This window comes from Pseudomonas parasichuanensis, from assembly GCF_021601385.1.
Taxonomy (GTDB): Bacteria; Pseudomonadota; Gammaproteobacteria; order Pseudomonadales; family Pseudomonadaceae; genus Aquipseudomonas; species Aquipseudomonas parasichuanensis.
In genome coordinates, this window is record NZ_BQHO01000014.1 from 101,253 (window position 1) to 124,965 (window position 23,713).

Sequence of the window (23,713 nt, forward strand, 5' to 3'; positions counted from 1 at the left end):
CCCGCGCCCTGGGCTACCCTGCGTCGACGTTTTGCGAGGTCGACCATGCACATTCACATTCTCGGTATTTGCGGCACTTTCATGGGTTCGCTGGCGGTGCTGGCCAAGGAACTTGGCCACCGCGTCACAGGTTCGGACGCCAACGTCTATCCGCCCATGAGTACCCAGCTCGAAGCCCAGGGCATCGAGCTCACCCAGGGCTATGACCCTGCACAATTGGAGCCGGCCCCGGACCTGGTGGTGATCGGCAACGCCATGTCGCGGGGCAACCCAGCGGTGGAGTACGTGCTGAACAAGGGCCTGCCTTATGTGTCCGGCCCGCAGTGGCTGGCCGACCATGTGCTGCAGGGGCGCTGGGTGCTGGCGGTGGCCGGTACCCACGGCAAGACCACCACCAGCAGCATGCTGGCCTGGGTGCTCGAACATGCCGGCATGAGCCCGGGCTTCCTGATCGGCGGCGTGCCGCAGAACTTCTCGGTATCGGCCCGTCTGGGCGATACGCCGTTCTTCGTGGTCGAGGCCGACGAATACGACAGCGCCTTCTTCGACAAGCGCTCGAAGTTCGTCCACTACCACCCGCGCACCGCGATCCTCAACAACCTTGAGTTCGATCACGCAGACATCTTCCCGGATCTGGCGTCCATCGAGCGGCAGTTCCATCACCTGGTGCGTACCATCCCGAGTGAAGGCCTGGTGATCCACCCGACCACCGAGCAGGCCCTGGAGCGGGTGATCGGCATGGGCTGCTGGACCCCGGTGCAGACCACAGGCGTTGGTGGCCAATGGCAGGCACGCCTGCTCAGCGCCGACGGCTCGCGCTTTGAAGTGCTGTTCGGCGGCGAGGTGCAAGGCGTGGTGGACTGGGGCATGACCGGCCAGCACAACGTCGCCAACGCCCTGGCCACCCTGGCCGCGGCCCGTCATGTCGGTGTGGTGCCGGCCATGGCCATCGACGGTCTCAGTGCGTTCAAGAGCGTGAAGCGGCGCATGGAGAAGGTCGCCGAGGTGCAGGGCGTGACCATCTATGACGACTTCGCCCACCACCCGACCGCCATCGCCACCACCCTCGACGGCCTGCGCAAGCGCGTCGGCGAGGCGCCGGTGATCGCGGTGATCGAGCCGCGCTCCAACTCCATGAAGCTCGGCGCGCACCGCGATGGCTTGCCGGAAAGCGTCAACGACGCCGACCAGGTGATCTGGTACGCCCCGGCCAACCTGGGCTGGGACCTCGCCGCCACGGCCGCCCAGTGCAAGGTGCCGAGTGTGGTTGCCGACAGCCTCGAAGCGATCATCGAGCGCATCAAGGGCCAGGCGCGCCCGGGCACCCATGTGGTGATCATGAGCAACGGCGGTTTCGGCGGCCTGCACGGCAAGCTGGCCGAGGCGCTGAAGTGAACGGGCCGCAACGCATCACCCTGGCCATGACCGGCGCCTCCGGCGCGCAGTATGGCCTGCGCCTGCTCGACTGCCTGGTGCGTGAGGACCGCGAGGTGCATTTTCTGATCTCCAAGGCCGCGCAGTTGGTGATGGCCACCGAGACCGACGTAGTGCTGCCGGCCAAGCCCCGGGCGATGCAGGCTTTCCTCACCGAGTACACCGGCGCCGCCGATGGGCAGATCCGGGTGTATGGCAAGGAGGACTGGATGTCGCCGGTGGCTTCGGGCTCCGGCGCGCCGGCGGCGATGGTGGTGGTGCCCTGTTCCACCGGTACGCTCTCGGCGATTGCCACTGGTGCCTGCAACAACCTGATCGAGCGCGCCGCCGACGTTACCCTCAAGGAGCGACGCCAGTTGATCCTGGTGCCGCGAGAGGCGCCGTTTTCCACCATCCACCTGGAAAACATGCTCAAGCTTTCGCAGATGGGCGCGGTGATCCTGCCGGCGGCGCCGGGTTTCTACCATCAGCCGCAGACCATCGACGACCTGGTCGATTTTGTCGTGGCGCGCATTCTCAACCTGCTGAACATCCCGCAGGACATGTTGCCGCGCTGGGGTGAGCATCACCATGGGAGCGACGATTGAGGCGGGTGTTGCTCGGGCTGCTGGTGCTGGCCCAGCTTGGCGGTTGCGCCACGGTGCGTACGCTGGACGCGAACAAGCCGGGCGCCCCGGTGGTGTATGCCGGGACGCGGCTGGACTTGTACGTGATGAACGGCGGCTGTTGCCCGCTGGACCATTTCGGTGCGCTGGCGCCGGCGTACCCGGGGCTGGACCTGCCGGGGAGTGCGTTGCTCGATACCTTGCTGTTGCCGTTGTCGTTGCTGACAGCGGCGGGGATTGGCTTTAACGCCACGGGCGGGTTGTAAGTGATCAAGTGGCAAAAGATTAGTCATTGATCAGGTAAGGACTGTGGGAGCGGGTTTACCCGCGAATACCTCGTTGGGTTCAATGGCCCATTCGCGGGTGAACCCGCTCCCACAGGTTATGTACTTCGCTTCAACTCACTTCTTGCCCAGTTTGCGCAATTCGTCCGACTCGACCACTCGAATCCCGTCTTCTTCCTCCAGCGCCAGGCGCCACAGCGCCCGGGCCAGCGTACAGGCCTCGATGCCACGGTACTTGCCCGGGATCAGCCGTGAGAACGGCGCCGCGACCATTTCCCCAAGCCTGGGCTCCATGCGCTCACCCAGCAACAGCGAAGGCCGCACGATGGTCAGCTGCGGCCAGTCCTGACGTTTGAGCGCCTCTTCCATCTCGCCCTTGACCCGGTTGTAGAAGATCGATGACTTCGGGTCGGCGCCCAGTGCGCTGATCACCAGCAGGTGGCGCGCGCCCATCTCGCGGGCACGTTTGCTGAAGGCCACGACCATGTCCAGGTCGACCGCCCGGAAGGCGTTTTCCGAGCCTGCCTGCTTGAGCGTGGTGCCCAGGCAGCAGAAGGCGATATCGACACGGCCGGCCAGTTGCGGGAGAAACACGGCCGGGTCACCCACCGGGTTTTCCAGGTGCGGGTGCTCGGCCAGCGGCCGGCGGGTCGGCGCCAGCACGCGGCTGATGGTGGGCTCGTTGAGCAAGCGGTCGAGCAGGTGTTCACCTGTCAGACCCGTGGCACCGGCAAGCAGGACATGCTGAGGCGTCAAGTACATGATGTCTCTCCCTTGTTACACACAGCTTAGTGGGTGGCAGGTGTTTTTGCCTGTTCGCCCGGTACTGGCGGTGTGCCATTTCGCAAGGCTTGTTCGGCCTGTTGCCGGCGCAGGCGCTGCCAGTGCGAGACCACCGCTGGCGGCGCCCAGAGCTGCGGCTCAGAGGCTTCGAAACCTTCCCTTCTCTCCCGTTCGGCAACAGTTTGCCGCGCCAGTTCAAACGCCTGTTTCAGGTCGTCGGTCTGGTTCAGCGCCTGGGCGAACAGGGCGTCGCCGAAGTAGGTGAAGTCGGCTTCTTCCGAGCAGCCGAACGAGACCCGGTCGGGGCGGGCGGCGGTCATGATCAGGGTCCGGTCATCCTTGAGCGGGGCGATGTAGCCGCCGGAATAGCAGGCAGAGATGACAATGACCTTGTCGCGGTCCTTGAGGGGGGTGAGGGCGCTGGCCAGCTCGTCGGCGGTCAGGTCGGCCAGTTGCAGGCGCGGTTGGTCGAGCACCAGTTGGTGGTCATGGCTGCCGTGGCTGGTCAGGTAGATGAACACCAGGTCTTCCGGGCCGCTGCGCTCGGCAATCACGCGGGCAGCGCGGGTGAGGTTCTCGCGGGTGGCCATGGGGCGGTCGGCCATATGGTCGCGGTGGTTGACCAGGGTCACCTGGCCATGGGCGCTGAAGCGTACCTTGAGCATGTTGCTGACGTAGTCGGCCTCGCGCATGAATACGCTCTGCTGGCCGTCCCCGGCCACCACCAGGCTGTACAGCTGCACGGGCGGGTGCGAGCGCGGCACCTTGTTCAGGGCATCGTCCAGCAGCTTGCCCTGGTTGAGCAGGGCCAGGTCGAGTGGGTCGGGCAGCAGCTTGCTGTTCTCGTCACGCACGCGCACGCCGTTGGTCCAGTAGCCGGCCTCGACCCGGCCGTCGGGGTGGGTCAGGCGGCCATGGCCCTGGTAGGCGTCATCGGCGAAGCCGCCAAGGTACTGGCTGCCATCGGCCAACTGCAGGCTGCCGTTGCCATTGAAACGCCAGTCACGAAAAGCCCCTTTGTAGCGGCTGCCGTCGCTGCCCAGCAACTCGCCCTGGCCGACCAGCGAGCCATCCTTGAAGTCGCCGATCCATACATCGCCGTCGGCGTTCTCGTAGCGCCCTCGGCCTTCGAGGTGGTTGTCCTTGAATTCGCCGATGTACTGCTCACCGTCGGCGCTGTCGTAGGTGCCTGCCCCCTGCAGCTGGCCGTCGATGAAGTGGCCGCTGTACTGGTTGCCGCTGGCATCGCTGCGTACCCCGGCGCCATTGGGCTTGCCCTTGGCGAACAGGCCCTGGTAACGGCTGCCGTCGGCCAGGTCGAGCTGGCCGGCGCCGTCGTACTGGTCGTCCTTGAACTGGCCGCGGTAGGTCTGGTCATGTTGCTTGAGAGTGCCTTCGCCGTCGCGGCGGCCGTGCTTGAAGGTGCCGGCGTAATGGCTGCCTGGGGTGGTGAGGTCGCCCAGGCCCTGGAACAACCCGGCGGCGAACTGGCCACGGTAGACCTCGCCGTTGCTGCCGTGCCATTCGCCCTGGCCATGCCACTGGCCATCCTTGAAGGTGCCGGCGTACCAGCTGCCATTGGGGTAGTCGATACGCCCCTCGCCCTGCAGCAGGCCATCGACCACCTGGCCCCGGTAGTGGCCACCATCGGGCAGGCGGGCGTCAGGTGGCGACAGGGGTTCGCCCTCGCCGCAGGCGGCGAGCAGCAGGATCAGGGCAAGGGGTAGCAGGGGGCGCATGGCGGAGTCCGGGCCGAACGATGCATGGAGTATGCCGCACAATGCGCGAAAGCGTGAATTGAGGCACTTGTGGGAGCGGTTTCACCCGCGAACAAGGGCCCAGCCCTGCCCTGCAACCCCCTCATCGGGGTGAGCGCTTCGCGGGTAAACCCGCTCCCACAGGGGGCAGCCAGCCCTTCAGACGAAGCAGAGCGACAGCGGCTCGGCGATGTAGGCCGGTTTGTCTTCACCTTCGATTTCGAGGGTGGCGGTGGCCTTGAGCAGCCACTGGCCGGGCTTCTTCTCGATGGCGTCGGTCAGCTCCACCTTGAGTCGCACATTGCTGTCGACTTTCACCGGCTGGATGAAGCGCACGCTGTCCAGGCCATAGTTGACCACCATCTTCAGGCCTTCGGGCAGTACCAGCAGGTCTTCCATCAGCTTGGGGATCAGCGACAGGGTGAGGAAGCCATGGGCGATGGTAGTGCCGAACGGGGTCTTCGCCGCTTTGACTGGGTCGACATGGATGAACTGGAAATCGCCGGTGGCCTCGGCGAACAGGTTGATGCGTTGCTGATCGATCTTCAGCCAGGCGGAACGTCCCAGTTCCTTACCAACGTACTGCGAAAGCTCTGTAACCGGTACATAGGGCATCGCGACTCTCCAGGTTGTCATTTGGTACGAAGGTGCAAGATCAGCACGGCCAGCCGTTGCAGTCAAGTTGTGCGTTTTTCGCCGAATATCGCCTTATAGGCGCGTGCTTGGCGTGCTTATAATGGCCGCCTGCTTTCGGGAGGTCTTTATGCTGTTGCGTGGGTTGACCTGGCTGGTGCTGTTCCAGCTGCTGGGGACGGCGATCAATCATCTGTTCCTGCCCGTTCTGCCCGGGCCGATCATCGGCCTGTTGCTGCTGCTGGCCTTCCTGATGGTTCGCGGTGAAGTGGGCAAGCCGCTCAACGAGGCTGCCAGCAGCCTGCTGCGCTACCTGCCGTTGCTGCTGGTACCGCCTGCCGTGGGGGTGATGGTCTACGCCAGGGACATTGCCGCCGACTTCTGGGCCATTGCCGGCGCCTTGCTGATCTCGTGCCTGGTGACCCTGGTGTTCGTGGGCGTGCTGATGCAGAAGCTGATCCACCGCCAGGGCAAGCGCGAGGAGCTGCCATGACCCTCGACTGGCATGGCGCGCTCGACGCGGTCATCCACCACCCGTTGTTCGGCATCGGTATCACCCTGGCGGCCTACCAGCTGGTGCTGGCGGCCTACGAGAAAACCCGCTGGATCTTCCTGCAGCCGGTGCTGGTGTCGATGCTGGTGGTGATCGGCGTGCTGCTGGTATGCGGCATCGACTATGCCGAGTACCGCAAGAGCACCGAGATCATGGGCACGCTGCTGGGCCCGGCCACCGTAGCCCTGGCAGTGCCCCTCTACCTGAACCTGCGACGCATCCGTCAGCTGTTCTGGCCGACATTTACTACGCTGGTAATCGGAGGCTTGTTTGCCACGGTGGCGTGCCTGGCGCTGGGTTGGTGGTTCGGCGCCGAACACATGATCCTGATGACCATGGCGCCCAAGTCGGTGACTTCGCCGATCGCCATGCTGGTGGCCGAACAGATTGGTGGCGTGGCGGCGCTGGCGGCGGTGTTCGTACTGATCACCGGGGTGATCGGGGCGATCTTCGGCCCTGCGCTGTTGAACCGCTTCGGCGTGCTCAGCCCTGAAGCCCGGGGCATGGCCCTTGGCGTTACCGCCCATGCGGTGGGCACCTCGGTGGCCTTGCAGGAGAGTGACGAATGCGGCGCCTTCGCCGCGCTGGCGATGAGCCTGATGGGGGTGGCCACGGCGGTGTTCCTGCCGTTGGCGGTCAGCCTGGTGGCATGAGGACTTGAGATGACGTTACCGCTGTTTCCCCTCAATACCGTGCTGTTCCCCGGTTGCCTGCTCGACCTGCAGATCTTCGAGGCGCGCTACCTGGACATGATCGGCCGCTGCATGAAGCAAGGCGCAGGCTTTGGGGTGGTATGCATCCTTGAAGGCGAGCAGGTCGGCAAGGCGCCGCCGGCGGTGGCTTCGATCGGCTGTGAGGCATTGATTCGCGACTTCGTGCAGCAGGACAACGGCCTGCTGGGGATTCGCGTCGAAGGGGTGCGGCGCTTTAGCGTCGAGCAAACCGAGGTGCAGAAGGACCAATTGCTGGTCGGTGAGGTTCACTGGCTGCCGGAGCTGGCCGATAGCCCGCTGGTCGAGCAGGACGACGACCTGCTGGCACTGCTGCTGGCCCTGGGCGAGCACCCGATGGTCGAGGCGCTGGACATGCCGCGTGATGTGGGCGGGCGGCAGTCGCTAAGCAACCAGCTCGCCTACCTGCTGCCGTTCATGGAGGAGGACAAGCTCGATTTGCTGGCGATCGACTCGCCGCAGGAACGGCTGGAGGAGATCCAGAAGTTGCTTGAGCGCATACAGGGTGAGCTGTTTGCCTGACAGTTCAGCGTGGCTTGTTCGCGGGTAAACCCGCTCCCACAGGGCCTGCGTATAGCCTGTAGGAGCGGCCTTGCGCCGCTAAAGGGCTGCGCAGCAGACCTGGCGATCTCTGTGCTCACGCTGAAATCAAGGGGCCGCGCTGCGGCCCTTTCGCGGCACAAGGCCGCTCCTACAGGATCGATGCAAGCCCTGTGGGAGCGGCTTTAGCCGCGTAGAGGGCAGCGTTGCCGCTATCAATACTGATAACGCAGCAACGCCTTTGGCAGCGCATGCAGCACGAAGAACGCCAGCAGCGCCACACAGGCCGGCAGCACCAGCCACCACACTCGTTGCGACAAGGCCGTGAGCGGCTGGCGATACTGCACCAGCGTCAGGCTCAGCGCACACACGCAGCACGCCAGCAGCGCCCCGGCAAGGATATCGGTCGGCCAGTGCGCCCCCAGGTACACCCGCGACAGGGCGATCGCCAGGGCCGGCAGGCAGCCCAGCAGCACCCAGGTCAGGCGCATGCGCGGCGGTTGCCCGCGCCCGGCCAGTACCGCCAGCACCAGGAAAAAGGCAAACGCGGCCGAGCTATGGCCACTGGGCATGCTGTAGCTGGTCAGCGGGTCGCTCAGCACTTCCGGGCGGGCCCGGGCGAACAACCATTTCAGGGTGCCATTGGCGATTGCCGTGCCGATCAGTGCCGAGCCTGCGAACAGTGCATGGCGCCACTGTCGGGCCAGCAGCAGCAACCCGGTCAGCAGGCCGCCCAGGAAGAACTGGGTACGGAAATCGCCCAGGCGGGTGATCATTACCACGGCGCCGTCGAGTGCCTGGCTGCGGTGTTCCTGCACCAGGGTCATCACCCCTTGGTCGAATTCGCTCAGGTACGGCCAGCCGATGAACAGTGCGGCCACCGCTGCGCCACTGAGCGCGGCGACCAGGCGGGTGCCATGACGCTGGTCGCGGATGCTGCTGTTCAGGCTCAGGCCAATCAAGACCGCAAGGGTGCCGAAAATGATCCCGGCATCCAGCCAGAACCCCTCGGGCAGCGGCAGGCGCATCGCGGCGCCGGTGGCCCAGCCCGGCAGCAGGTAGGCCACCGACCAGCCGGCACCGGCCACCAGGCTGACGGCGATGAAGCGTGGCAACGGCATGTCGAACATGCCCGCGACCATTGGCAGCATTGGCCGCAGCGGGCCGATGAAACGGCCCACCAGCAGGCTGGCGATGCCGTAGCGCTGGAAGTAGGCCTCGGCGCTGCCGATCCATTCCGGGTGGCTGCGCAGCAGCGGCAGGCGGCGGATGTTCTGGTGGAAGTACTTGCCCACGGCGTAGGAGATGGCGTCGCCCAGGACCCCGCCAAGGAAGCCCAGTAACAGGGTTTCACCCAAGGTGAACGCACCGCTGCCGGCCAGCACGGCGACGGCGAACAACAGTACGGTGCCGGGTACGATGATGCCGGCGATGGCCAGGCATTCCACGCAGGCCACCACGAAAATCGCCAGGCCCAGCCACTGCGGGTTGGCGCCAAGCCAGGTGGTCAGGCTGTCGAGCCATTGGCCCATGGTTCAGTTTCCTTGTTCGAGAATGAAGTAATCCTGGCCTTCGACCTGGCCGCGGCGCATTGGGTTGCGTGTGCAATGGCGGGCGTACTCGGCGTCGACGAAACGGTAGGGCAGGTGCTCGTCACGGCCGTGGGGGATCCCCAGGCGGGCGGCCTGCAGCACCCGTGGCACGCGGATGCCGCAGTCCTCGACGTACAACCGTTCGGGGTCGAAGCGTTGCGCGTCCCAGTGCGGCACCTTGAGGCCCATGGCGCGGCACAGCAGGGTCTGGCCGTTGCACAGGCGTTCGAGCGGGCGCAGGTTGCCGCTGGCGTCGGGGTTGTTCAGTTGCATCTGCGCCAGGCTGTTTTGGTCGGACAGCGCATCGACCCAGGGGTAGGCGGACTTGATCAGCACCGCGTTGCCCGGGCCCTGGGCGCTGAAGTTCAGCGAGTCGCCGCCACGGGCGTAGTACATGTAGATATGCCCGCCATCGAGGAACAACGCCTTGCGCTTTTCGGTAAAGCCCAGGGACGCATGGCTGCCCTTGTCGGTGAGGTAGTAGGCCTCGGTCTCGATGATCCGCGCCGCCAGCCACAGATTGCCGTGGCGATGGCGGATCACCTTGCCCAGCAGGTCGCGGGCGAGGGTCTGCGCATCGCGGTCGAAGAAGCTGTCGGGCAGGGCGCGGGCCGGGCAGGGGGCGTGTTCGGGCATGCGGGCGGTTCGTGGCGGTAAAGCCGGGGATGATAGCAACGAATGGCTTAATCGAGGCTGAATCGCCGGATCCGCGTTGGCGCGTTTCGCGGGTCAACCCGCTCCCACAGGTGCGGCGATGTTCCCTGCGGCAGCGGGTTTGCCCGCGAAATGGCCCTGCGCAGGGGAAAAATTCCGATACGGGTGGTTACATCTTTCCTACACATCGACGCCAACCATTTTCTACCATCCGCCACCCACCGCTGGGCGTACCCGAGCGCGCCAGTTATAATCAGCCGATTTCCCCTTTCGCCAAGACACCGAGCCCATGACTGAGTCCGTTCTTGACTACATGACCCGCCTGGGTCACGCCGCCCGTGAGGCCTCGCGGGTCATCGGCCGTGCCAGCACCGCGCAGAAGAACCGCGCCCTGCAGGCCGCCGCCGACGCGCTGGACGCCGCCCGCGACGTGCTTACCGCAGCCAATGAACAGGACCTCGCCAACGGCCGCGCCAATGGCCTGGAGCACGCATTGCTCGACCGCCTGGCGCTCACCCCGGCGCGTATCGACGGCATGATCACCGGCCTGCGCCAGGTGGCCAGCCTGCCGGACCCGGTCGGCGCCATACGGGACATGAGCTACCGCCCGTCGGGCATCCAGGTCGGCAAGATGCGCGTGCCGCTGGGGGTGATCGGGATCATCTACGAGTCGCGCCCCAACGTAACCATCGACGCCGCCAGCCTGTGCCTCAAGTCGGGCAACGCCACCATCCTGCGCGGCGGTTCCGAAGCCATTCATTCCAACCGTGCCATCGCCACTTGCATCCAGCGTGGCTTGGCCGAGGCCGGCCTGCCGCCGGCAGTGGTGCAGGTGGTCGAGACCACCGACCGCGCCGCGGTGGGCGCACTGATCAGCATGCCCGAGTTCGTCGACGTGATCGTGCCGCGCGGCGGCCGTGGCCTGATCGAGCGCATCAGCCGCGACGCGCGGGTGCCGGTGATCAAGCACCTGGACGGCATCTGCCACGTCTTCGTCGATGAACACGCCGACCTGGACAAGGCCTGGCGCGTTGCCTTCAACGCCAAGACCTACCGCTATGGCATCTGCGGCGCCATGGAAACGCTGCTGGTCGACCAGCGCGTGGCCGAGCGCTTCCTGCCGGAAATGGCCCGCCGCTTCCAGGAGAAGGGCGTCGAACTGCGCGGTTGCCAGCGTACTCAGGCGATCATCGACAGCCAGCCTGCCACCGAAGACGACTGGCACACCGAGTACCTCGACGCGATCCTGTCGATCCGAGTGGTCGACGGCCTGGACCAGGCCATCGAGCACATCAACCACTACGGCTCGCACCATACCGATTCGATCATCACCGAACACCAGGGCCAGGCCCGGCGCTTCATCGCCGAGGTCGACTCGGCGTCGGTCATGCTCAACACTCCAACCTGCTTCGCCGACGGCTTCGAATACGGCCTGGGCGCGGAGATCGGCATTTCCACCGACAAGCTGCATGCCCGCGGCCCGGTCGGCCTGGAAGGCCTGACCTGCGAGAAGTACGTGGTGATCGGCGACGGCCAGCTGCGCGGCCAGGGGTCCTGCTGAGTTGAACAAGGCTGCGGCAATCCGGCGCGTCGGCATGCTCGGCGGTACCTTCGACCCGGTGCATATCGGTCACCTGCGCAGCGCGCTGGAAGTGGCCGAGTTCATGCACCTGGACGAACTGCGCCTGCTGCCCAACGCCCGCCCGCCGCACCGCGACACGCCACAGGTGTCGGCGCAGGACCGGTTGGCCATGGTGCGCAGCGCCGTGCAGGGGGTTGGGTGCCTGAGCGTGGACGCCCGTGAGCTGGCGCGCGACAAACCGTCGTACACCATCGACACCCTCGAATCGGTGCGTGCCGAGCTGAACGGGCACGACCAGTTGTTCCTGATCATGGGCTGGGACGCGTTCTGCGGCCTGCCCAGCTGGCACCGCTGGGAAGAGTTGTTGCAACACTGTCACATCCTGGTGCTGCAGCGCCCGGATGCTGATGTCGAACCCCCTGACGAGCTGCGCAACCTGCTGGCTGCGCGCTCACAGAACGACCCCACCGCCATGTCCGGCCCGGCGGGGCACATTTCGTTCGTCTGGCAGACGCCGCTCGCGGTGTCCGCCACGCAGATCCGACAGCTGCTGGCCAGCGGCAAGTCGGCGCGGTTCCTGGTGCCGGACGCAGTACTGGCCTACATCGAGGCGCACGATCTGTATCGTGCGTCCAACTGACGGCGCCCACGGGCGCCTCATTCAATGAGTTGAACGAGTTTTATATGACCAAGCAGAAAATCAATGGCATCAGTGGCGAAGAGCTGGTCGCGCTGACCAAGGCCGCGCTGGAAGACGTCAAGGCCCAGGACATCCAGGTTATCGACGTGCGTGAAAAGCACAGCCTGACCGACTTCATGATCATCGCCACCGGTACCTCCAATCGCCAGATCAACGCGATGCTGGAAAAGGTCCGTGAAGCGGTCAAGGCCAAGGGCGCTCAGCCTCTGGGCGAAGAAGGCAAGGGCGACAGCGACTGGGTGCTGCTGGACCTGAACGACGTCATCGTGCACATGATGACCGCCGCTGCACGCCAGTTCTACGACCTGGAGCGTCTGTGGCTGGGCGCCGAGCAGAGCCGCGCCAACGATGGCAAGCACCACAGCCCGGAGCACGCGCACGAGTATTCCGACAAGCTCAAAGACCGGGAATAAGGAAGCGTCGTGCGTCTGCGTCTGATCGCGGTCGGCTCGCGCATGCCCAAGTGGGTCGAGGAAGGCTGGCATGAATATGCCAAGCGCCTGCCCCCGGAGCTTGCGCTGGAGCTGGTGGAAATCCCGCTGAACACCCGCGGCAAGAACGCCGATGTCGCCCGCCTGATCCGTCAGGAGGGCGAGGCGATGCTGAGCAAGGTGCAGCCCGGGGAACGCATCGTCACGCTGGAGGTCCATGGCAAGCCGTGGAGTACCGAGCAGTTGGCGGGCGAGCTGGACCGTTGGCGCCTGGATGCGCGTACGGTCAACCTGATGGTGGGCGGCCCGGAGGGGCTGGCGCCGGAGGTCTGCGCACGCAGCGAGCAGCGTTGGTCGCTGTCGCCGCTGACGTTGCCGCACCCGTTGGTAAGGATACTGATCGGCGAGCAGATCTATCGCGCCTGGACCGTGCTGTCCGGGCATCCGTACCACAAATGAACCTGTAAGCCCGCCGATGCCGCAGCAGATCCGCCTCAAGGACCACGAGAAAGACGCCCGCCTGGTGCGCAACCGCGTCGTCGTGGGCGCCGTGGCGGTGGTGCTGCTCGTCTGCGTATTGATCGCCCGGCTCTACTTCCTTCAGGTCATCCAGTACGACTACCACTCGACGCTGTCGGAGAACAACCGGGTGCATGTGCAGCCGATCCCGCCGACCCGCGGGCTGATCTTCGACCGCAACGGGGTGATCGTCGCCGATAACCGGCCCAGTTTCAGCCTGGTGATGACCCGCGAGCGCGCCGGCAACCCTGGCAAGTGGCAGGAAGTGCTGGATGTGATCGTCGAGGTGCTGGAACTCACCCCCGATGACCGCGCCCTGTTCGAGAAGCGCATGAAGCAGGGGCGTCGGCCATTCGAGCCGGTGCCGATCCTGTTCGAGCTCAACGAAGAACAGATTGCCCGCATCGCGGTCAACCAGTTCCGCCTGCCCGGTGTCGAGGTGGCGGCACAGTTGGTGCGTCATTACCCGCAGGGTGCGCATTTCGCCCACTCGGTGGGCTATGTCGGGCGAATCAACGAGAAAGAGCTGAAAACCCTCGACCCGGTGAACTACAGCGGCACCCACCACATCGGCAAGACTGGCATCGAGCGCTTCTACGAAGACGACCTGCACGGCCAGGTGGGCTACGAGGAAGTCGAGACCAACGCCCGCGGCAGGGTGCTGCGGGTGCTCAAGCGCACCGACCCCAAGCCGGGCAAGGACATTGTGCTGAGCCTCGACATCAAGCTGCAGGAAGCGGCCGAGCAGGCGCTGGGCGGGCGGCGTGGCGCCATCGTGGCGCTCGACCCGCGCACCGGCGAAGTGCTGGCGATGGTCAGCCAGCCGAGCTTCGACCCCAACCTGTTCGTCACCGGCATCAGCTTCAAGGCCTATGCCGAACTGCGTGACTCGATCGACCGGCCGCTGTTCAACCGCGTGCTGCGCGGGCTGTACCCGCCGGGCTCGACCATCAAGCCGGCCGTGGCCATCGCCGGCCTGGACAGTGGCGTGGTCACCGCTTCCAGCCGGGTGTTCGACCCCGGCTACTACCAACTGCCCAACTACGACCACAAGTACCGCAACTGGAACCGCACCGGCGATGGCTGGGTCGATCTGGATGTGGCGATCATGCGGTCGAATGACACGTACTTCTACGATCTTGCGCACAAGATGGGCATCGATCGGCTGTCCAACTACATGAACCGGTTCGGCATCGGGCAGAAGGTCTCGCTGGACATGTTCGAGGAGTCCCCCGGGCTGATGCCGTCCCGCGAATGGAAGCGCGCCACCCGCCGCCAGGCCTGGTTCCCGGGCGAAACGCTGATCCTCGGTATCGGCCAGGGCTACATGCAGACCACGCCGTTGCAGTTGGCCCAGGCCACCGCGCTGATCGCCAACAAGGGCGTGTGGAACCGCCCGCACCTGGCCAAGACCATCGAAGGCCAGCCGCCGGTGGACGAGAACCCGATGGAGAACATCGTCCTGCGCGACAAGTCCGACTGGGCCAAGGTCACCCACGGCATGGAGCAGGTGATGCACGGTGCCCGCGGCACCGCGCGCAAGGCGGCCCTTGGCTCGCCGTACCGCATCGCCGGCAAGAGCGGTACCGCGCAGGTGGTGGCGATCAAGCAGGGCGAGAAGTACGACCGCAACAAGCTTCAGGAGCGCCACCGCGACCACGCGCTGTTCGTTGCCTTCGCCCCCGCCGAAGACCCGAAGATCGTGGTCTCGGTGATGGTCGAGAACGGCGAGTCCGGCTCCGGTGTCGCCGCCCCCGTGGTACGTCAGGTCATGGACGCCTGGCTGCTCGACGAGAACGGCCGGCTCAAGCCTGAGTTCGGCCCCGCTACAGTCGCCCAGGAAACGGCCCCGTGATGAACAACTTCGATCGCATGCTCTCCAGCGAGGACGTGATGCGCCGTCGCGCCAGCTTCCTGCAGCGCATCCACGTCGACGGCCCCTTGCTGCTCATCCTGCTGACGCTGGCCGCTGGCAGCCTGTTCGTGCTGTATTCGGCCAGCGGCAAGAACTGGGACCTGCTGATGAAGCAGGCCACTTCCTTCGGCATCGGCCTGGTGTCGATGTTCATCATCGCCCAGCTGGAGCCGCGCTTCATGGCGCGCTGGGTGCCGCTGGCCTACCTGGCCGGGGTGATGCTGCTGGTGGTGGTGGACGTGATGGGCCACAACGCCATGGGCGCCACGCGCTGGATCAACATCCCCGGGGTGATCCGCTTCCAGCCCTCGGAGTTCATGAAGATCATCATGCCGGCGACCATCGCCTGGTACCTGTCCAAGCGCACCTTGCCGCCGCACCTCAAGCACGTGGCGATCAGCCTGGTGCTGATCGGTGTGCCGTTCATCCTCATCGTGCGCCAGCCCGACCTGGGCACGGCGCTGCTGATCCTCGCCTCCGGGGCCTTCGTGCTGTTCATGGGCGGCCTGCGCTGGCGCTGGATCATCAGTGTGATTGCCGCGGCGGTGCCGGTGGCGGTGGCCATGTGGTTCTTCGTCATGCACGACTACCAGAAGCAGCGCGTGCTGACCTTCCTCGACCCGGAAAGCGACCCGCTGGGCACCGGCTGGAACATCATCCAGTCCAAGGCGGCGATCGGCTCGGGCGGGGTGTTCGGCAAGGGCTGGCTGCTGGGCACCCAGTCGCACCTGGACTTCCTGCCGGAAAGCCACACCGACTTCATCATCGCCGTGCTGGGTGAAGAGTTCGGCCTGGTCGGCATCTGCCTGCTGCTGCTGATCTACATGCTGCTGATCGGCCGCGGGCTGATGATCACGGCCCAGGCACAGACCCTGTTCGGCAAGCTGCTCGCGGGCAGCCTGACCATGACCTTCTTTGTTTATGTATTCGTCAATATCGGAATGGTCAGCGGCCTTCTGCCCGTGGTGGGTGTGCCGCTGCCCTTCATCAGCTATGGCGGAACTTCGTTGGTGACGCTGCTGTCAGCGTTTGGCGTTCTGATGTCGATCCATACGCACCGCAAATGGATTGCTCAAGTTTGAAAAAGGTGAAGAATTCAATGCAAGCAGTGCGTGGCTGGGTTGCCCGTTGTGTGCCGTGGATCGGCGCGGTGGGCCTGTTCGGCGCTGTCCAGCAAGCCCTTGCCGGCGATTACGACGGCTCGCCCCAGGTGGCCGAGTTCGTTGGCGAGATGACCCGTGACTACGGCTTTGCCGGTGAGCAACTGCTGGGCGTATTTGCCGAGGTGCAGCGCAAGCAGGCGATCCTCGACGCAATTTCACGGCCGGCCGAGCGGGTCAAGCCGTGGAAAGAGTACCGCCCGATGTTCATCACCGACGCGCGCATTGCCCGCGGGGTGGACTTCTGGCGCCAGCACGAGGCGGTACTGGCCCGCGCCGAGCAGGAATACGGCGTGCCGGCGCAGTACATCGTCTCGATCATCGGCGTGGAGACCTTTTTCGGCCGCAACACCGGTAACTACCGGGTGATCGACGCACTGTCCACCCTCGGTTTCGATTACCCGCCGCGCGCCGAATTCTTCCGCAAGGAGCTGCGCGAGTTCCTGCTGCTGGCCCGCGATGAGCAGCTCGACCCGCTGACGCTCAAGGGCTCCTACGCCGGCGCCATGGGCCTGCCGCAATTCATGCCGAGCAGTTTTCGCAACTACGCGGTGGACTTCGACGGTGACGGCCACATCAATATCTGGAACAACCCGGACGATGCCATCGGCAGCGTCGCCAGCTACTTCAAGCGTCACGGCTGGGTGGCCGGTGGCACCGTGGTCACCCGCGCGCAGGTCGCCGGCACCCGCGCCGACGAAGGCCTGACCACCGGCATCGAGCCGGCCAGGACCGTGGGGCAGTTGCGAGCGCTGGGCTGGTCGAGTCATGATGCGTTGCGCGATGATCTGCCGGTCACCGCCTTCCGCCTGGAAGGCGAGTACGGCCCCGAGTACTGGATGGGCCAGAAGAACTTCTACGCGATCACTCGCTACAACCGCAGCGTGATGTATGCCATGGCGGTGCATCAGCTTGCCGAACAGCTGGTTCAAGCACGGGGCGTCAAGTAATGCGCGCAATCATCTCTGCCAACACCTTCAAGCTGCTTGCCTGCGCCACCGTCGGCATGCTCCTGGTCAGCTGCTCCACCAGCCGCCCGACCTCCCAGAGCAGCGGCAACGCGGTGCGTTCGCAGCCGGGCCTGGACATCAACCGCGCCCACAAGGATGGCGCGCCGTGGTGGGACGTGGACGTCAACAAGATCCCCGACGCCACCCCGACCGTGCACACCGGCAACTACAAGGCCAACCCGTACACGGTGCTGGGCAAGACCTATTACCCGATGCAGGACTCGCGCAACTACCGTGCCGAGGGCACGGCCTCCTGGTACGGCACCAAGTTCCACGGGCAGAACACCGCCAACGGCGAGCTGTACGACCTCTATGGCATGAGTGCGGCGCACAAGACCCTGCCGTTGCCGGCCTACGTGCGGGTGACCAACCTGGCCAACGGCCGCAGCGTGATCCTGCGGGTCAATGACCGCGGGCCGTTCTATTCCGACCGCATCATCGACCTGTCCTACGCCGCGGCGAAGAAGCTCGGCTATGCCGAGAGCGGCACCGCCCATGTGCGCGTCGAAGGTATCGACCCGCAGCAGTGGTGGGCCCAGCGTGGCCAGCAGCCACCGCTGATGCTCAAGGAGCCGCAGGTCGCCCAGGCCCAGCCGATCGCCGCCAGCACCGGGCGTGTCGAGCAGTGGACCCCGCCGCCGCAGCAGCATGCAGCGCCGGTGGTGCCGGTGCAGGTCAGCGGCAACAACGTGCCGAACAGCAACGGTGGCAGCATCCTGCAGGTGGGCGCCTTCGCCAACCCGGACGCCGCCGAATTGCTGCGCTCCAAGCTGAGCACCATGGTCAGTGCGCCGGTGTTCATCAGCTCCGTCGTGCGTAATCAGCAGACCTTGCACCGGGTCCGCCTGGGGCCGATCAACAGCCAGGGCGAGATCCAGCAGACCCAGGACAGCATTCGCCTGGCCAACCTCGGCCAGGCCAAAGTCGTCACCGACTGACGCCTTCGCGGGTAAACCCGCTCCCACAGGACTGCGCAAAACCCTGTGGGAGCGGGTTTACCCGCGAAATGGACGACGCCGACCTGTCGGTTTGTTCATGAATTGCCGGGCGTTGCCATGTACAATGCCCGCTTTTGCCCGCAGCGGCATTAGGTCGCACTTTTGCGGGCCAGGCCACTGGCCATAAAACTAGACTGACGGGGCGTTGGGCACACGATGTGGCCCGCGGAACATCAGACCATTAGCGATTTACGAGAGACGGATGAACATCACCAACCTTGCCAAACGACTTTGCCTGCCTGTTCTGCTGCTGATCACGCCTGTCGCTTTCGCGGCCGAGCAGATGATGCCGGCACCACCGCAACTGGCCGCCAAGTCCTATGTACTCATGGACGCGGCCAGCGGCAACGTGCTGGTCGAGAACAACGGTGACGAGCGCCTGCCGCCAGCCAGCCTGACCAAGCTGATGACCGCCTACATCGCCACCCTGGACATTCGTCGTGGCCAGATCGGCGAGAACGACCCGGTGACCGTCAGCGAAAACGCCTGGCGTACCGGCGGTTCGCGGATGTTCATCAAGGTCGGCACCCAGGTGACCGTCAGCGACCTGCTGCACGGCATCATCATCCAGTCCGGCAACGATGCGTCGGTGGCGCTGTCCGAGCACATCGCCGGCAGCGAAGACGCCTTCGCCGACATGATGAACAAGACGGCCGCCGACCTGGGCATGGGCAACAGCCACTTCATGAACCCGACCGGCCTGCCGAACCCCGAGCACTACTCCTCGGCCCACGACATGGCCCTGCTGGCACGCGCGATCATCAACGAAGACCCAGCGCACTACGCCATCTACTCGCAGAAAGAGTTCTTCTGGAACAACATCAAGCAGCCTAACCGCAACCTGCTGCTGTGGCGCGACAAGACCGTCGACGGCCTGAAGACCGGCCACACCGACGAAGCCGGCTACTGCATGGTCGCCTCCGCCGTGCGTGACGGCCAGCGCCTGATCGCCGTGGTGTTCGGCACCAACAGCGAGCAATCGCGTGCTGCTGAAACGCAAAAGCTGCTGACCTATGGCTTCCGCTTCTTCGAAACCCAGACCTTCTACCAGAAGGGCACCGAGCTGACCCAGGCCCCGGTGTGGAAAGGCGCGACCAACCAGGTGAAAGCCGGCCTGGCCAACGACCTGACCATGACCATGCCTAAAGGCCAATTGAAGCGCCTGCAGGCTTCGATGAGCATGAACCCGCAACTGACCGCGCCGATCGCCAAAGGTGACGTGATCGGTAAAGTGGAAGTCAAACTGGACGAGAAAGTGATTCACAGCGCCGACCTGATCGCCCTCGATGGCGTGGAGGAAGCTGGTTTCTTCGGCCGTATGTGGGATAGCATCCGCCTGTTCTTCTACGGTTTGTTCAACTGATACGTGACCTGCAGGCCCCCGTGAACCAGGCGGGGGCATTGCTGTTGCCACGGCTTACGAGGCCATCCCGCAATGAGCGAAGAAGACGTCAAGTCGCATAAGATCGAATTCCCTTGTGCGGACTATCCGATCAAAGTGATCGGCGATACCGTGGTCGGTTTCAAGGACACCGTGATCGAGATCCTCAGCAAGTACGCCAAGGTCGACCTGGCCACACTGGCCGAGCGCCAGAGCAAGGAAGGCAAGTACACCACGGTGCAACTGCACATCATTGCCGAAAGCGAAGATCAACTGCACGACATCAACAGTGCCCTGCGTGCCACCGGCATCGTGAAAATGGTGCTGTGATGAGCGCATGCCTCGGTATTCGCGAGCTTGGCCTGCAGCCCTATGAACCGGTGCTGGAGGCCATGCGTCGCTTTACCGAGCAACGTGGCCCGGATACCCAGGATGAAGTCTGGCTGGTGGAGCACCCGGCGGTGTTCACCCAGGGCCAGGCCGGCAAGGCCGAGCATCTGCTGGTGCCGGGTGACATTCCGGTGGTCAAGACCGACCGCGGCGGCCAGGTGACCTACCACGGCCCCGGCCAGTTGGTCGCCTACCTGCTGCTGGATGTGCGCCGCCTGGGCTTTGGCGTGCGTGAACTGGTCAGCCGCATCGAGCAGACGCTGATCGAGCTGCTCGCCAGTTACGACGTCCAGGCCGCGGCCAAGCCCGATGCCCCTGGCGTATATGTCGATGGAGCGAAAATCGCCTCCCTTGGCCTGCGAATCCGCAACGGTCGTTGCTTCCACGGCCTTGCTCTGAATGTGGACATGGACCTCGCGCCATTCCGCCGAATCAACCCCTGTGGGTATGCGGGGCTGGCCATGACCCAGCTGCGCGACTTGGCAGGCCCGATCGAACTCGACGAGGTCAGGACAAGGCTGCGCGGACAGCTGGTCAAGCACCTCGACTATGCTGAGCAGACGACCCTCACGGGCGGAATCGACTGAATATGACAACTGTGCAAGAAGCCGTGCCGAACCTGATCCCGACGCAAGACGTCACCTCGCGTCCTGCCCCTAAAAAAGTGGAAGCCGGGGTAAAACTGCGTGGCGCCGAGAAGGTGGCGCGCATCCCGGTGAAGATCATCCCCACCGAAGAACTGCCGAAGAAGCCAGACTGGATCCGCGTGCGCATCCCGGTTTCGCCGGAAGTCGACCGCATCAAGCAACTGCTGCGCAAGCACAAGTTGCACAGCGTCTGCGAAGAGGCCTCCTGCCCGAACCTGGGCGAGTGCTTCTCCGGTGGTACCGCCACTTTCATGATCATGGGTGACATCTGCACCCGTCGCTGCCCGTTCTGCGACGTCGGCCACGGCCGGCCGAAGCCATTGGACCTGGACGAGCCGAAGAACCTCGCCGTGGCCATCGCCGACCTGCGCCTGAAGTACGTGGTGATCACCTCGGTGGACCGCGACGACCTGCGTGACGGCGGTGCCCAGCACTTCGCCGACTGCATCCGCGAGATCCGCGCGCTGTCGCCGGGCGTGCAGCTGGAGACCCTGGTGCCGGACTACCGCGGCCGTATGGACGTGGCGCTGGAAATCACCGCGCAGACCCCGCCGGACGTGTTCAACCACAACCTCGAAACCGTGCCGCGCCTGTACAAGGCCGCGCGCCCGGGCTCGGACTACGATTGGTCGCTGGACCTGCTGCAGAAGTTCAAGCAGATGGTCCCGCACGTGCCGACCAAGTCCGGCCTGATGCTGGGCCTGGGCGAAACCGACGAGGAAGTGATCGAGGTCATGCACCGTATGCGTGAGCACGAGATCGACATGCTCACCCTCGGCCAGTACCTGCAGCCGTCGCGCAGCCACCTGCCGGTGCAGCGCTTCGTGCACCCGGACACCTTCGCCTGGTTCGCCGAGGAAGGCTACAAGATGGGCTTCAAGAACGTCGCTTCCGGCCCGCTGGTACGCTCCTCGTACCACGCCGACCAGCAGGCTCACGAAGCCAAGATCAAGCTCTGAAGCGGGTTTGAGATGAACATGCCGATGCGCGCCGAAAGGCGGCATCGGCTTTTTTTTAGCTGCAAGTTTCAAGTGACAAGCTGCAAGGAGTAGCCCGATGAATTGCGTGGAGACCGTTGAAACCCTGCTGCCCAGGGCTCTGCCCGACAATGCCCGATTCGCTATCGTCGCGCCGGCAGGGCCGGCCCGACTGGATGCCGACAAGGTTCGCCAGTGGTTCGACAGCCGTGGGTATCAATGCCGCATCTACCCAGGAGCCAACCAGGCCGACGGGTACCTGGCGGGGAGTGATCAACAGCGCCTGCAAGACCTGCACGATGCCTTCCAGGCTCCGGACATCGACGCCATCCTGTGCATGCGTGGCGGCTACGGCAGCATGCGCCTGCTCGATGCGCTGGACTTCAACCTGATTCGTCGCCACCCCAAGCCGCTGGTGGGCTACAGCGATATCACCGCGTTGCATACGGTGCTCAACCGCCATGCCGGGCTGATCAGCTTCCATGGTGCGATGCTCAATGCCGATCTGCTGGGGGGCAAGCTCGAGCCGACCGTGAGCTCACTGTTCGAGCAGTTGGGTGGGCGGCTGGGGGAGGGTGATGCCATTGTTCACCCGCAGGCCTACCCGCTGACGACCATCGTGCCGGGTGCGGCGAGCGGGCGGCTGGTGGGGGGCAATCTGTCGATCCTCGGTGCCACGCTGGGTACGTTGGCCGAACTGGATAGCCAAGGCACCATTCTGTTTATCGAGGACGTCAATGAGCCGCTGTACCGGGTTGACCGCCTGCTGACCCAACTGCGCCTGGCGGGCAAGCTGCAAGGCCTGCGGGGTGTGCTGGTGGGGGACTTTGCCGGGGTGACGGTGGCAGCGATGACGCCGCTGCTGCTGGATATCTTCGGGCCGCTCGGGGTGCCGGTGCTGGCCGGTTGGCGTAGCGGGCACTGTGACCCGAACCTGTGTTTGCCGATGGGGGCGCGGGTGGGGTTGGATGCGAGCGATCGAGCACTGGTTCTGGAGCAGGCTTTGTTCAAGGCTTGAGCCTGCCGGGGCCCACCTGGTGGCTCACACGAACCCTGTAGGAGCGGCCTTGCGCGGCGAAAGGGCTGCACCGCAGCCCCAGCCATTTGTGTCGCGCAATTGATCGTTGGGGCCGCTTTGCGGCCCTTTCGCGGCACAAGGCCGCTCCTACAAGAGCCGGGGCAAGCCGCACCCACAGGCACTCAGCCTGCTTGCCCCTGTGGGAGCTGGCTTACCAGCGATTGGGCGTGTAGCGCCTACTCCAGGTCAGCGGCGCAGGCTGTCCAGCAATTTGTGCGTCGGATACCCATCCGCCGGCCAGCCCTGCGCCTGTTGCGCATTGCGAATGGCCTTGCGGGTGTTGGCGCCGATGATGCCATCGGGGTTACCCGCCTCGTGACCGCTGGCGTTGAGCAGGCTCTGCAGCTCAATGCGCTCGCTGCGACTCAAGGGCAGGTCGTCCTTAGGCCAGCTACCGGCGATGAAGCCCCAGCCATAGAAACGGTCGCCCAGCAGGCTGACCGCCAGCGCGTACGACGACGAGTTGTTGTACTTGAGGATGGCGCGGAAGTTGTCCAGCACAAGGAACGCCGGGCCGCGCGCACCGGCGGGTAGCAGCAGGGCGGCGGACAGCTGGCTGCTGTTGGCCGGAAGCTGGGTGCCTGCCGGCAGTTTCACGCCCAGTTGCAGCCAATCGCTGACGCTCTTGCGCTGGCTGCCGTCGGCCAGCCAGTAGTCGAAGCCGGCGGGCACCTCGACCTCGAAGCCCCACGGCTGGCCACGTTTCCAACCGGACGCTTGCAGGTAGTGGGCGGTCGAGGCGAGCGCATCGGCGGTGCTGTTCCAGATATCGCGGCGACCGTCACCGTCGAAGTCCACGGCGTGGGTCAGGTAGGTGGTGGGGATGAACTGGGTCTGGCCCATGGCGCCGGCCCAGGAGCCACGCATGGCGTCGGGCTGGATGTCGCCGTTCTGCAGGATCTGCAGGGCGGCGATCAGCTGGTCCTGGGCGAACTGCGGGCGACGGCCTTCGTAGGCCAGGGTGGCCAGTGAGCGGATCACCGACTTGCTGCCCTGGAACTGGCCGAAGTTGCTCTCCATGCCCCACACCGACACCAGCACCTGGCGATCGACGCCATAGCGTTGCTCGATTCGGCTCAGCAGTTCGGCGTTCTGCTCCAGCAGCTTCTTGCCATTGCGCACGCGCAATGGCGACAAGGCGCCGTCGAGGTACTCCCAGACCGGGCGAGTGAATTCGGGTTGGCTGCGGTCGGCCTTGATCACGTCCATGTCCGGGGTGACACCCAGGAAGGCGCGGTCGAACAGGCTGGGGCTGATGCCGGCTTGCAGGGCCTGCTGGCGAAAGCCCGCCTGCCATTGGGCAAAGGTCTGCAGGGGCTGGATTTCGCTGCTGGTGTCGGTGCTGGTGCCGGGCAGCGT

Annotated in this window: 25 protein-coding genes; 19 read left to right on the forward strand and 6 right to left on the reverse strand. The window is 65.0% G+C overall.

Features of this window, described 5'->3' with window-relative positions:
* Positions 1 to 45 precede the first annotated feature (45 nt).
* From mpl to L6D77_RS13545, 3 genes are read left to right on the forward strand one after another with little or no spacing between them, the layout of a single operon-like run.
* Positions 46 to 1,395 (forward strand): UDP-N-acetylmuramate:L-alanyl-gamma-D-glutamyl-meso-diaminopimelate ligase, encoded by a 1,350-nt coding sequence (mpl, locus tag L6D77_RS13535; protein ID WP_232882738.1) that lies wholly within the window; start codon positions 46 to 48, stop codon positions 1,393 to 1,395.
* A complete protein-coding gene (ubiX, locus tag L6D77_RS13540) occupies positions 1,392 to 2,021 on the forward strand; it encodes a flavin prenyltransferase UbiX (protein WP_232882671.1) in 630 nt (209 codons plus the stop codon). Before mpl ends, ubiX begins: the two co-directional genes overlap by 4 nt.
* Positions 2,018 to 2,305, forward strand: coding sequence for a YceK/YidQ family lipoprotein (locus L6D77_RS13545; protein ID WP_232882672.1), 288 nt, complete (start codon positions 2,018 to 2,020; stop codon positions 2,303 to 2,305). Before ubiX ends, L6D77_RS13545 begins: the two co-directional genes overlap by 4 nt.
* 135 nt (positions 2,306 to 2,440) lie before the next feature.
* Here L6D77_RS13545 and L6D77_RS13550 read toward each other — a convergent pair whose 3' ends face one another.
* The 3 genes from L6D77_RS13550 to L6D77_RS13560 form a co-directional block, all read right to left on the reverse strand.
* Positions 2,441 to 3,085 carry an oxidoreductase gene (locus L6D77_RS13550; protein WP_232882673.1) on the reverse strand — a complete coding sequence of 215 codons (645 nt, stop codon included), beginning with the start codon at positions 3,083 to 3,085 and terminating at the stop codon, positions 2,441 to 2,443.
* Between the two features lie 26 nt (positions 3,086 to 3,111).
* The gene (locus L6D77_RS13555; protein ID WP_232882674.1) at positions 3,112 to 4,845 is read right to left on the reverse strand and encodes a C13 family peptidase; all 1,734 of its coding nucleotides are present in this window, start codon (positions 4,843 to 4,845) and stop codon (positions 3,112 to 3,114) included.
* Positions 4,846 to 5,022: 177 nt separating this feature from the next.
* Positions 5,023 to 5,478: a MaoC family dehydratase gene (locus L6D77_RS13560; protein WP_232882675.1), complete on the reverse strand. Its 456-nt coding sequence runs from the start codon at positions 5,476 to 5,478 to the stop codon at positions 5,023 to 5,025.
* 148 nt (positions 5,479 to 5,626) lie between these two features.
* Here L6D77_RS13560 and L6D77_RS13565 point away from each other — a divergent pair, with 148 nt between their 5' ends.
* The 3 genes from L6D77_RS13565 to L6D77_RS13575 are packed head-to-tail and all read left to right on the forward strand — an operon-like array spanning position 5,627 to position 7,302.
* Positions 5,627 to 5,989: a CidA/LrgA family protein gene (locus tag L6D77_RS13565; RefSeq protein ID WP_232882676.1), complete on the forward strand. Its 363-nt coding sequence runs from the start codon at positions 5,627 to 5,629 to the stop codon at positions 5,987 to 5,989.
* Entirely contained in the window at positions 5,986 to 6,702 is a 717-nt protein-coding gene (locus L6D77_RS13570; protein ID WP_232882677.1) for an LrgB family protein, read from the forward strand. The genes L6D77_RS13565 and L6D77_RS13570 overlap by 4 nt, the downstream gene beginning before the upstream one ends.
* Positions 6,703 to 6,711: 9 nt before the next feature.
* Positions 6,712 to 7,302 (forward strand): LON peptidase substrate-binding domain-containing protein, encoded by a 591-nt coding sequence (locus L6D77_RS13575; RefSeq protein WP_232882678.1) that lies wholly within the window; start codon positions 6,712 to 6,714, stop codon positions 7,300 to 7,302.
* A gap of 233 nt (positions 7,303 to 7,535) precedes the next feature.
* On the opposite strand, the gene L6D77_RS13580 is transcribed toward L6D77_RS13575, so the two are convergent.
* Complete coding sequence (locus L6D77_RS13580; RefSeq protein WP_232882679.1) at positions 7,536 to 8,852, reverse strand: bifunctional DedA family/phosphatase PAP2 family protein; 1,317 nt, start codon at positions 8,850 to 8,852, stop codon at positions 7,536 to 7,538.
* A gap of 3 nt (positions 8,853 to 8,855) precedes the next feature.
* Positions 8,856 to 9,548: a DNA-3-methyladenine glycosylase gene (locus L6D77_RS13585; RefSeq protein ID WP_232882680.1), complete on the reverse strand. Its 693-nt coding sequence runs from the start codon at positions 9,546 to 9,548 to the stop codon at positions 8,856 to 8,858.
* A gap of 307 nt (positions 9,549 to 9,855) precedes the next feature.
* On the opposite strand from L6D77_RS13585, the gene L6D77_RS13590 reads away from it, so the two are divergent.
* The 13 genes from L6D77_RS13590 to L6D77_RS13650 all read left to right on the forward strand — a co-directional run bounded on the left by L6D77_RS13590 (position 9,856) and on the right by L6D77_RS13650 (position 22,294).
* A complete protein-coding gene (locus tag L6D77_RS13590) occupies positions 9,856 to 11,127 on the forward strand; it encodes a glutamate-5-semialdehyde dehydrogenase (RefSeq protein WP_232882681.1) in 1,272 nt (423 codons plus the stop codon).
* A gap of 34 nt (positions 11,128 to 11,161) precedes the next feature.
* The gene (nadD, locus tag L6D77_RS13595; protein WP_232882682.1) at positions 11,162 to 11,788 is read left to right on the forward strand and encodes a nicotinate-nucleotide adenylyltransferase; all 627 of its coding nucleotides are present in this window, start codon (positions 11,162 to 11,164) and stop codon (positions 11,786 to 11,788) included.
* 44 nt (positions 11,789 to 11,832) lie between these two features.
* The gene (gene rsfS / locus L6D77_RS13600; protein WP_110993391.1) at positions 11,833 to 12,261 is read left to right on the forward strand and encodes a ribosome silencing factor; all 429 of its coding nucleotides are present in this window, start codon (positions 11,833 to 11,835) and stop codon (positions 12,259 to 12,261) included.
* Between the two features lie 9 nt (positions 12,262 to 12,270).
* Positions 12,271 to 12,738 carry a 23S rRNA (pseudouridine(1915)-N(3))-methyltransferase RlmH gene (rlmH, locus tag L6D77_RS13605; RefSeq protein ID WP_023631106.1) on the forward strand — a complete coding sequence of 156 codons (468 nt, stop codon included), beginning with the start codon at positions 12,271 to 12,273 and terminating at the stop codon, positions 12,736 to 12,738.
* A gap of 16 nt (positions 12,739 to 12,754) precedes the next feature.
* On the forward strand, positions 12,755 to 14,653 hold the full coding sequence (mrdA, locus tag L6D77_RS13610) for a penicillin-binding protein 2 (protein WP_232882683.1): 1,899 nt from the start codon (positions 12,755 to 12,757) through the stop codon (positions 14,651 to 14,653).
* Between the two features lie 38 nt (positions 14,654 to 14,691).
* Positions 14,692 to 15,795: a rod shape-determining protein RodA gene (rodA, locus tag L6D77_RS13615; protein WP_232882739.1), complete on the forward strand. Its 1,104-nt coding sequence runs from the start codon at positions 14,692 to 14,694 to the stop codon at positions 15,793 to 15,795.
* A 17-nt stretch (positions 15,796 to 15,812) separates the two neighbouring features.
* Positions 15,813 to 16,823: a lytic murein transglycosylase B gene (gene mltB / locus L6D77_RS13620; protein ID WP_232882684.1), complete on the forward strand. Its 1,011-nt coding sequence runs from the start codon at positions 15,813 to 15,815 to the stop codon at positions 16,821 to 16,823.
* The gene (locus tag L6D77_RS13625) at positions 16,823 to 17,821 is read left to right on the forward strand and encodes a septal ring lytic transglycosylase RlpA family protein (RefSeq protein ID WP_232882685.1); all 999 of its coding nucleotides are present in this window, start codon (positions 16,823 to 16,825) and stop codon (positions 17,819 to 17,821) included. Before mltB ends, L6D77_RS13625 begins: the two co-directional genes overlap by 1 nt.
* Before the next feature lie 262 nt (positions 17,822 to 18,083).
* Positions 18,084 to 19,244 (forward strand): D-alanyl-D-alanine carboxypeptidase family protein, encoded by a 1,161-nt coding sequence (locus tag L6D77_RS13630; RefSeq protein WP_153787725.1) that lies wholly within the window; start codon positions 18,084 to 18,086, stop codon positions 19,242 to 19,244.
* A 72-nt stretch (positions 19,245 to 19,316) separates the two neighbouring features.
* Positions 19,317 to 19,592, forward strand: a complete 276-nt coding sequence (locus L6D77_RS13635) for a DUF493 domain-containing protein (RefSeq protein ID WP_153787726.1) — start codon at positions 19,317 to 19,319, stop codon at positions 19,590 to 19,592.
* Positions 19,592 to 20,239 carry a lipoyl(octanoyl) transferase LipB gene (lipB, locus tag L6D77_RS13640; RefSeq protein WP_232882686.1) on the forward strand — a complete coding sequence of 216 codons (648 nt, stop codon included), beginning with the start codon at positions 19,592 to 19,594 and terminating at the stop codon, positions 20,237 to 20,239. The genes L6D77_RS13635 and lipB overlap by 1 nt, the downstream gene beginning before the upstream one ends.
* A gap of 2 nt (positions 20,240 to 20,241) precedes the next feature.
* The gene (lipA, locus tag L6D77_RS13645; RefSeq protein ID WP_110993399.1) at positions 20,242 to 21,258 is read left to right on the forward strand and encodes a lipoyl synthase; all 1,017 of its coding nucleotides are present in this window, start codon (positions 20,242 to 20,244) and stop codon (positions 21,256 to 21,258) included.
* A gap of 97 nt (positions 21,259 to 21,355) precedes the next feature.
* Positions 21,356 to 22,294: a S66 peptidase family protein gene (locus tag L6D77_RS13650; RefSeq protein WP_232882687.1), complete on the forward strand. Its 939-nt coding sequence runs from the start codon at positions 21,356 to 21,358 to the stop codon at positions 22,292 to 22,294.
* Between the two features lie 246 nt (positions 22,295 to 22,540).
* Here the strand turns inward: L6D77_RS13650 and L6D77_RS13655 are convergent.
* Positions 22,541 to 23,713 (reverse strand): lytic murein transglycosylase (locus L6D77_RS13655; RefSeq protein WP_236170063.1); only part of this gene is annotated, 1,173 nt, incomplete at its 5' end.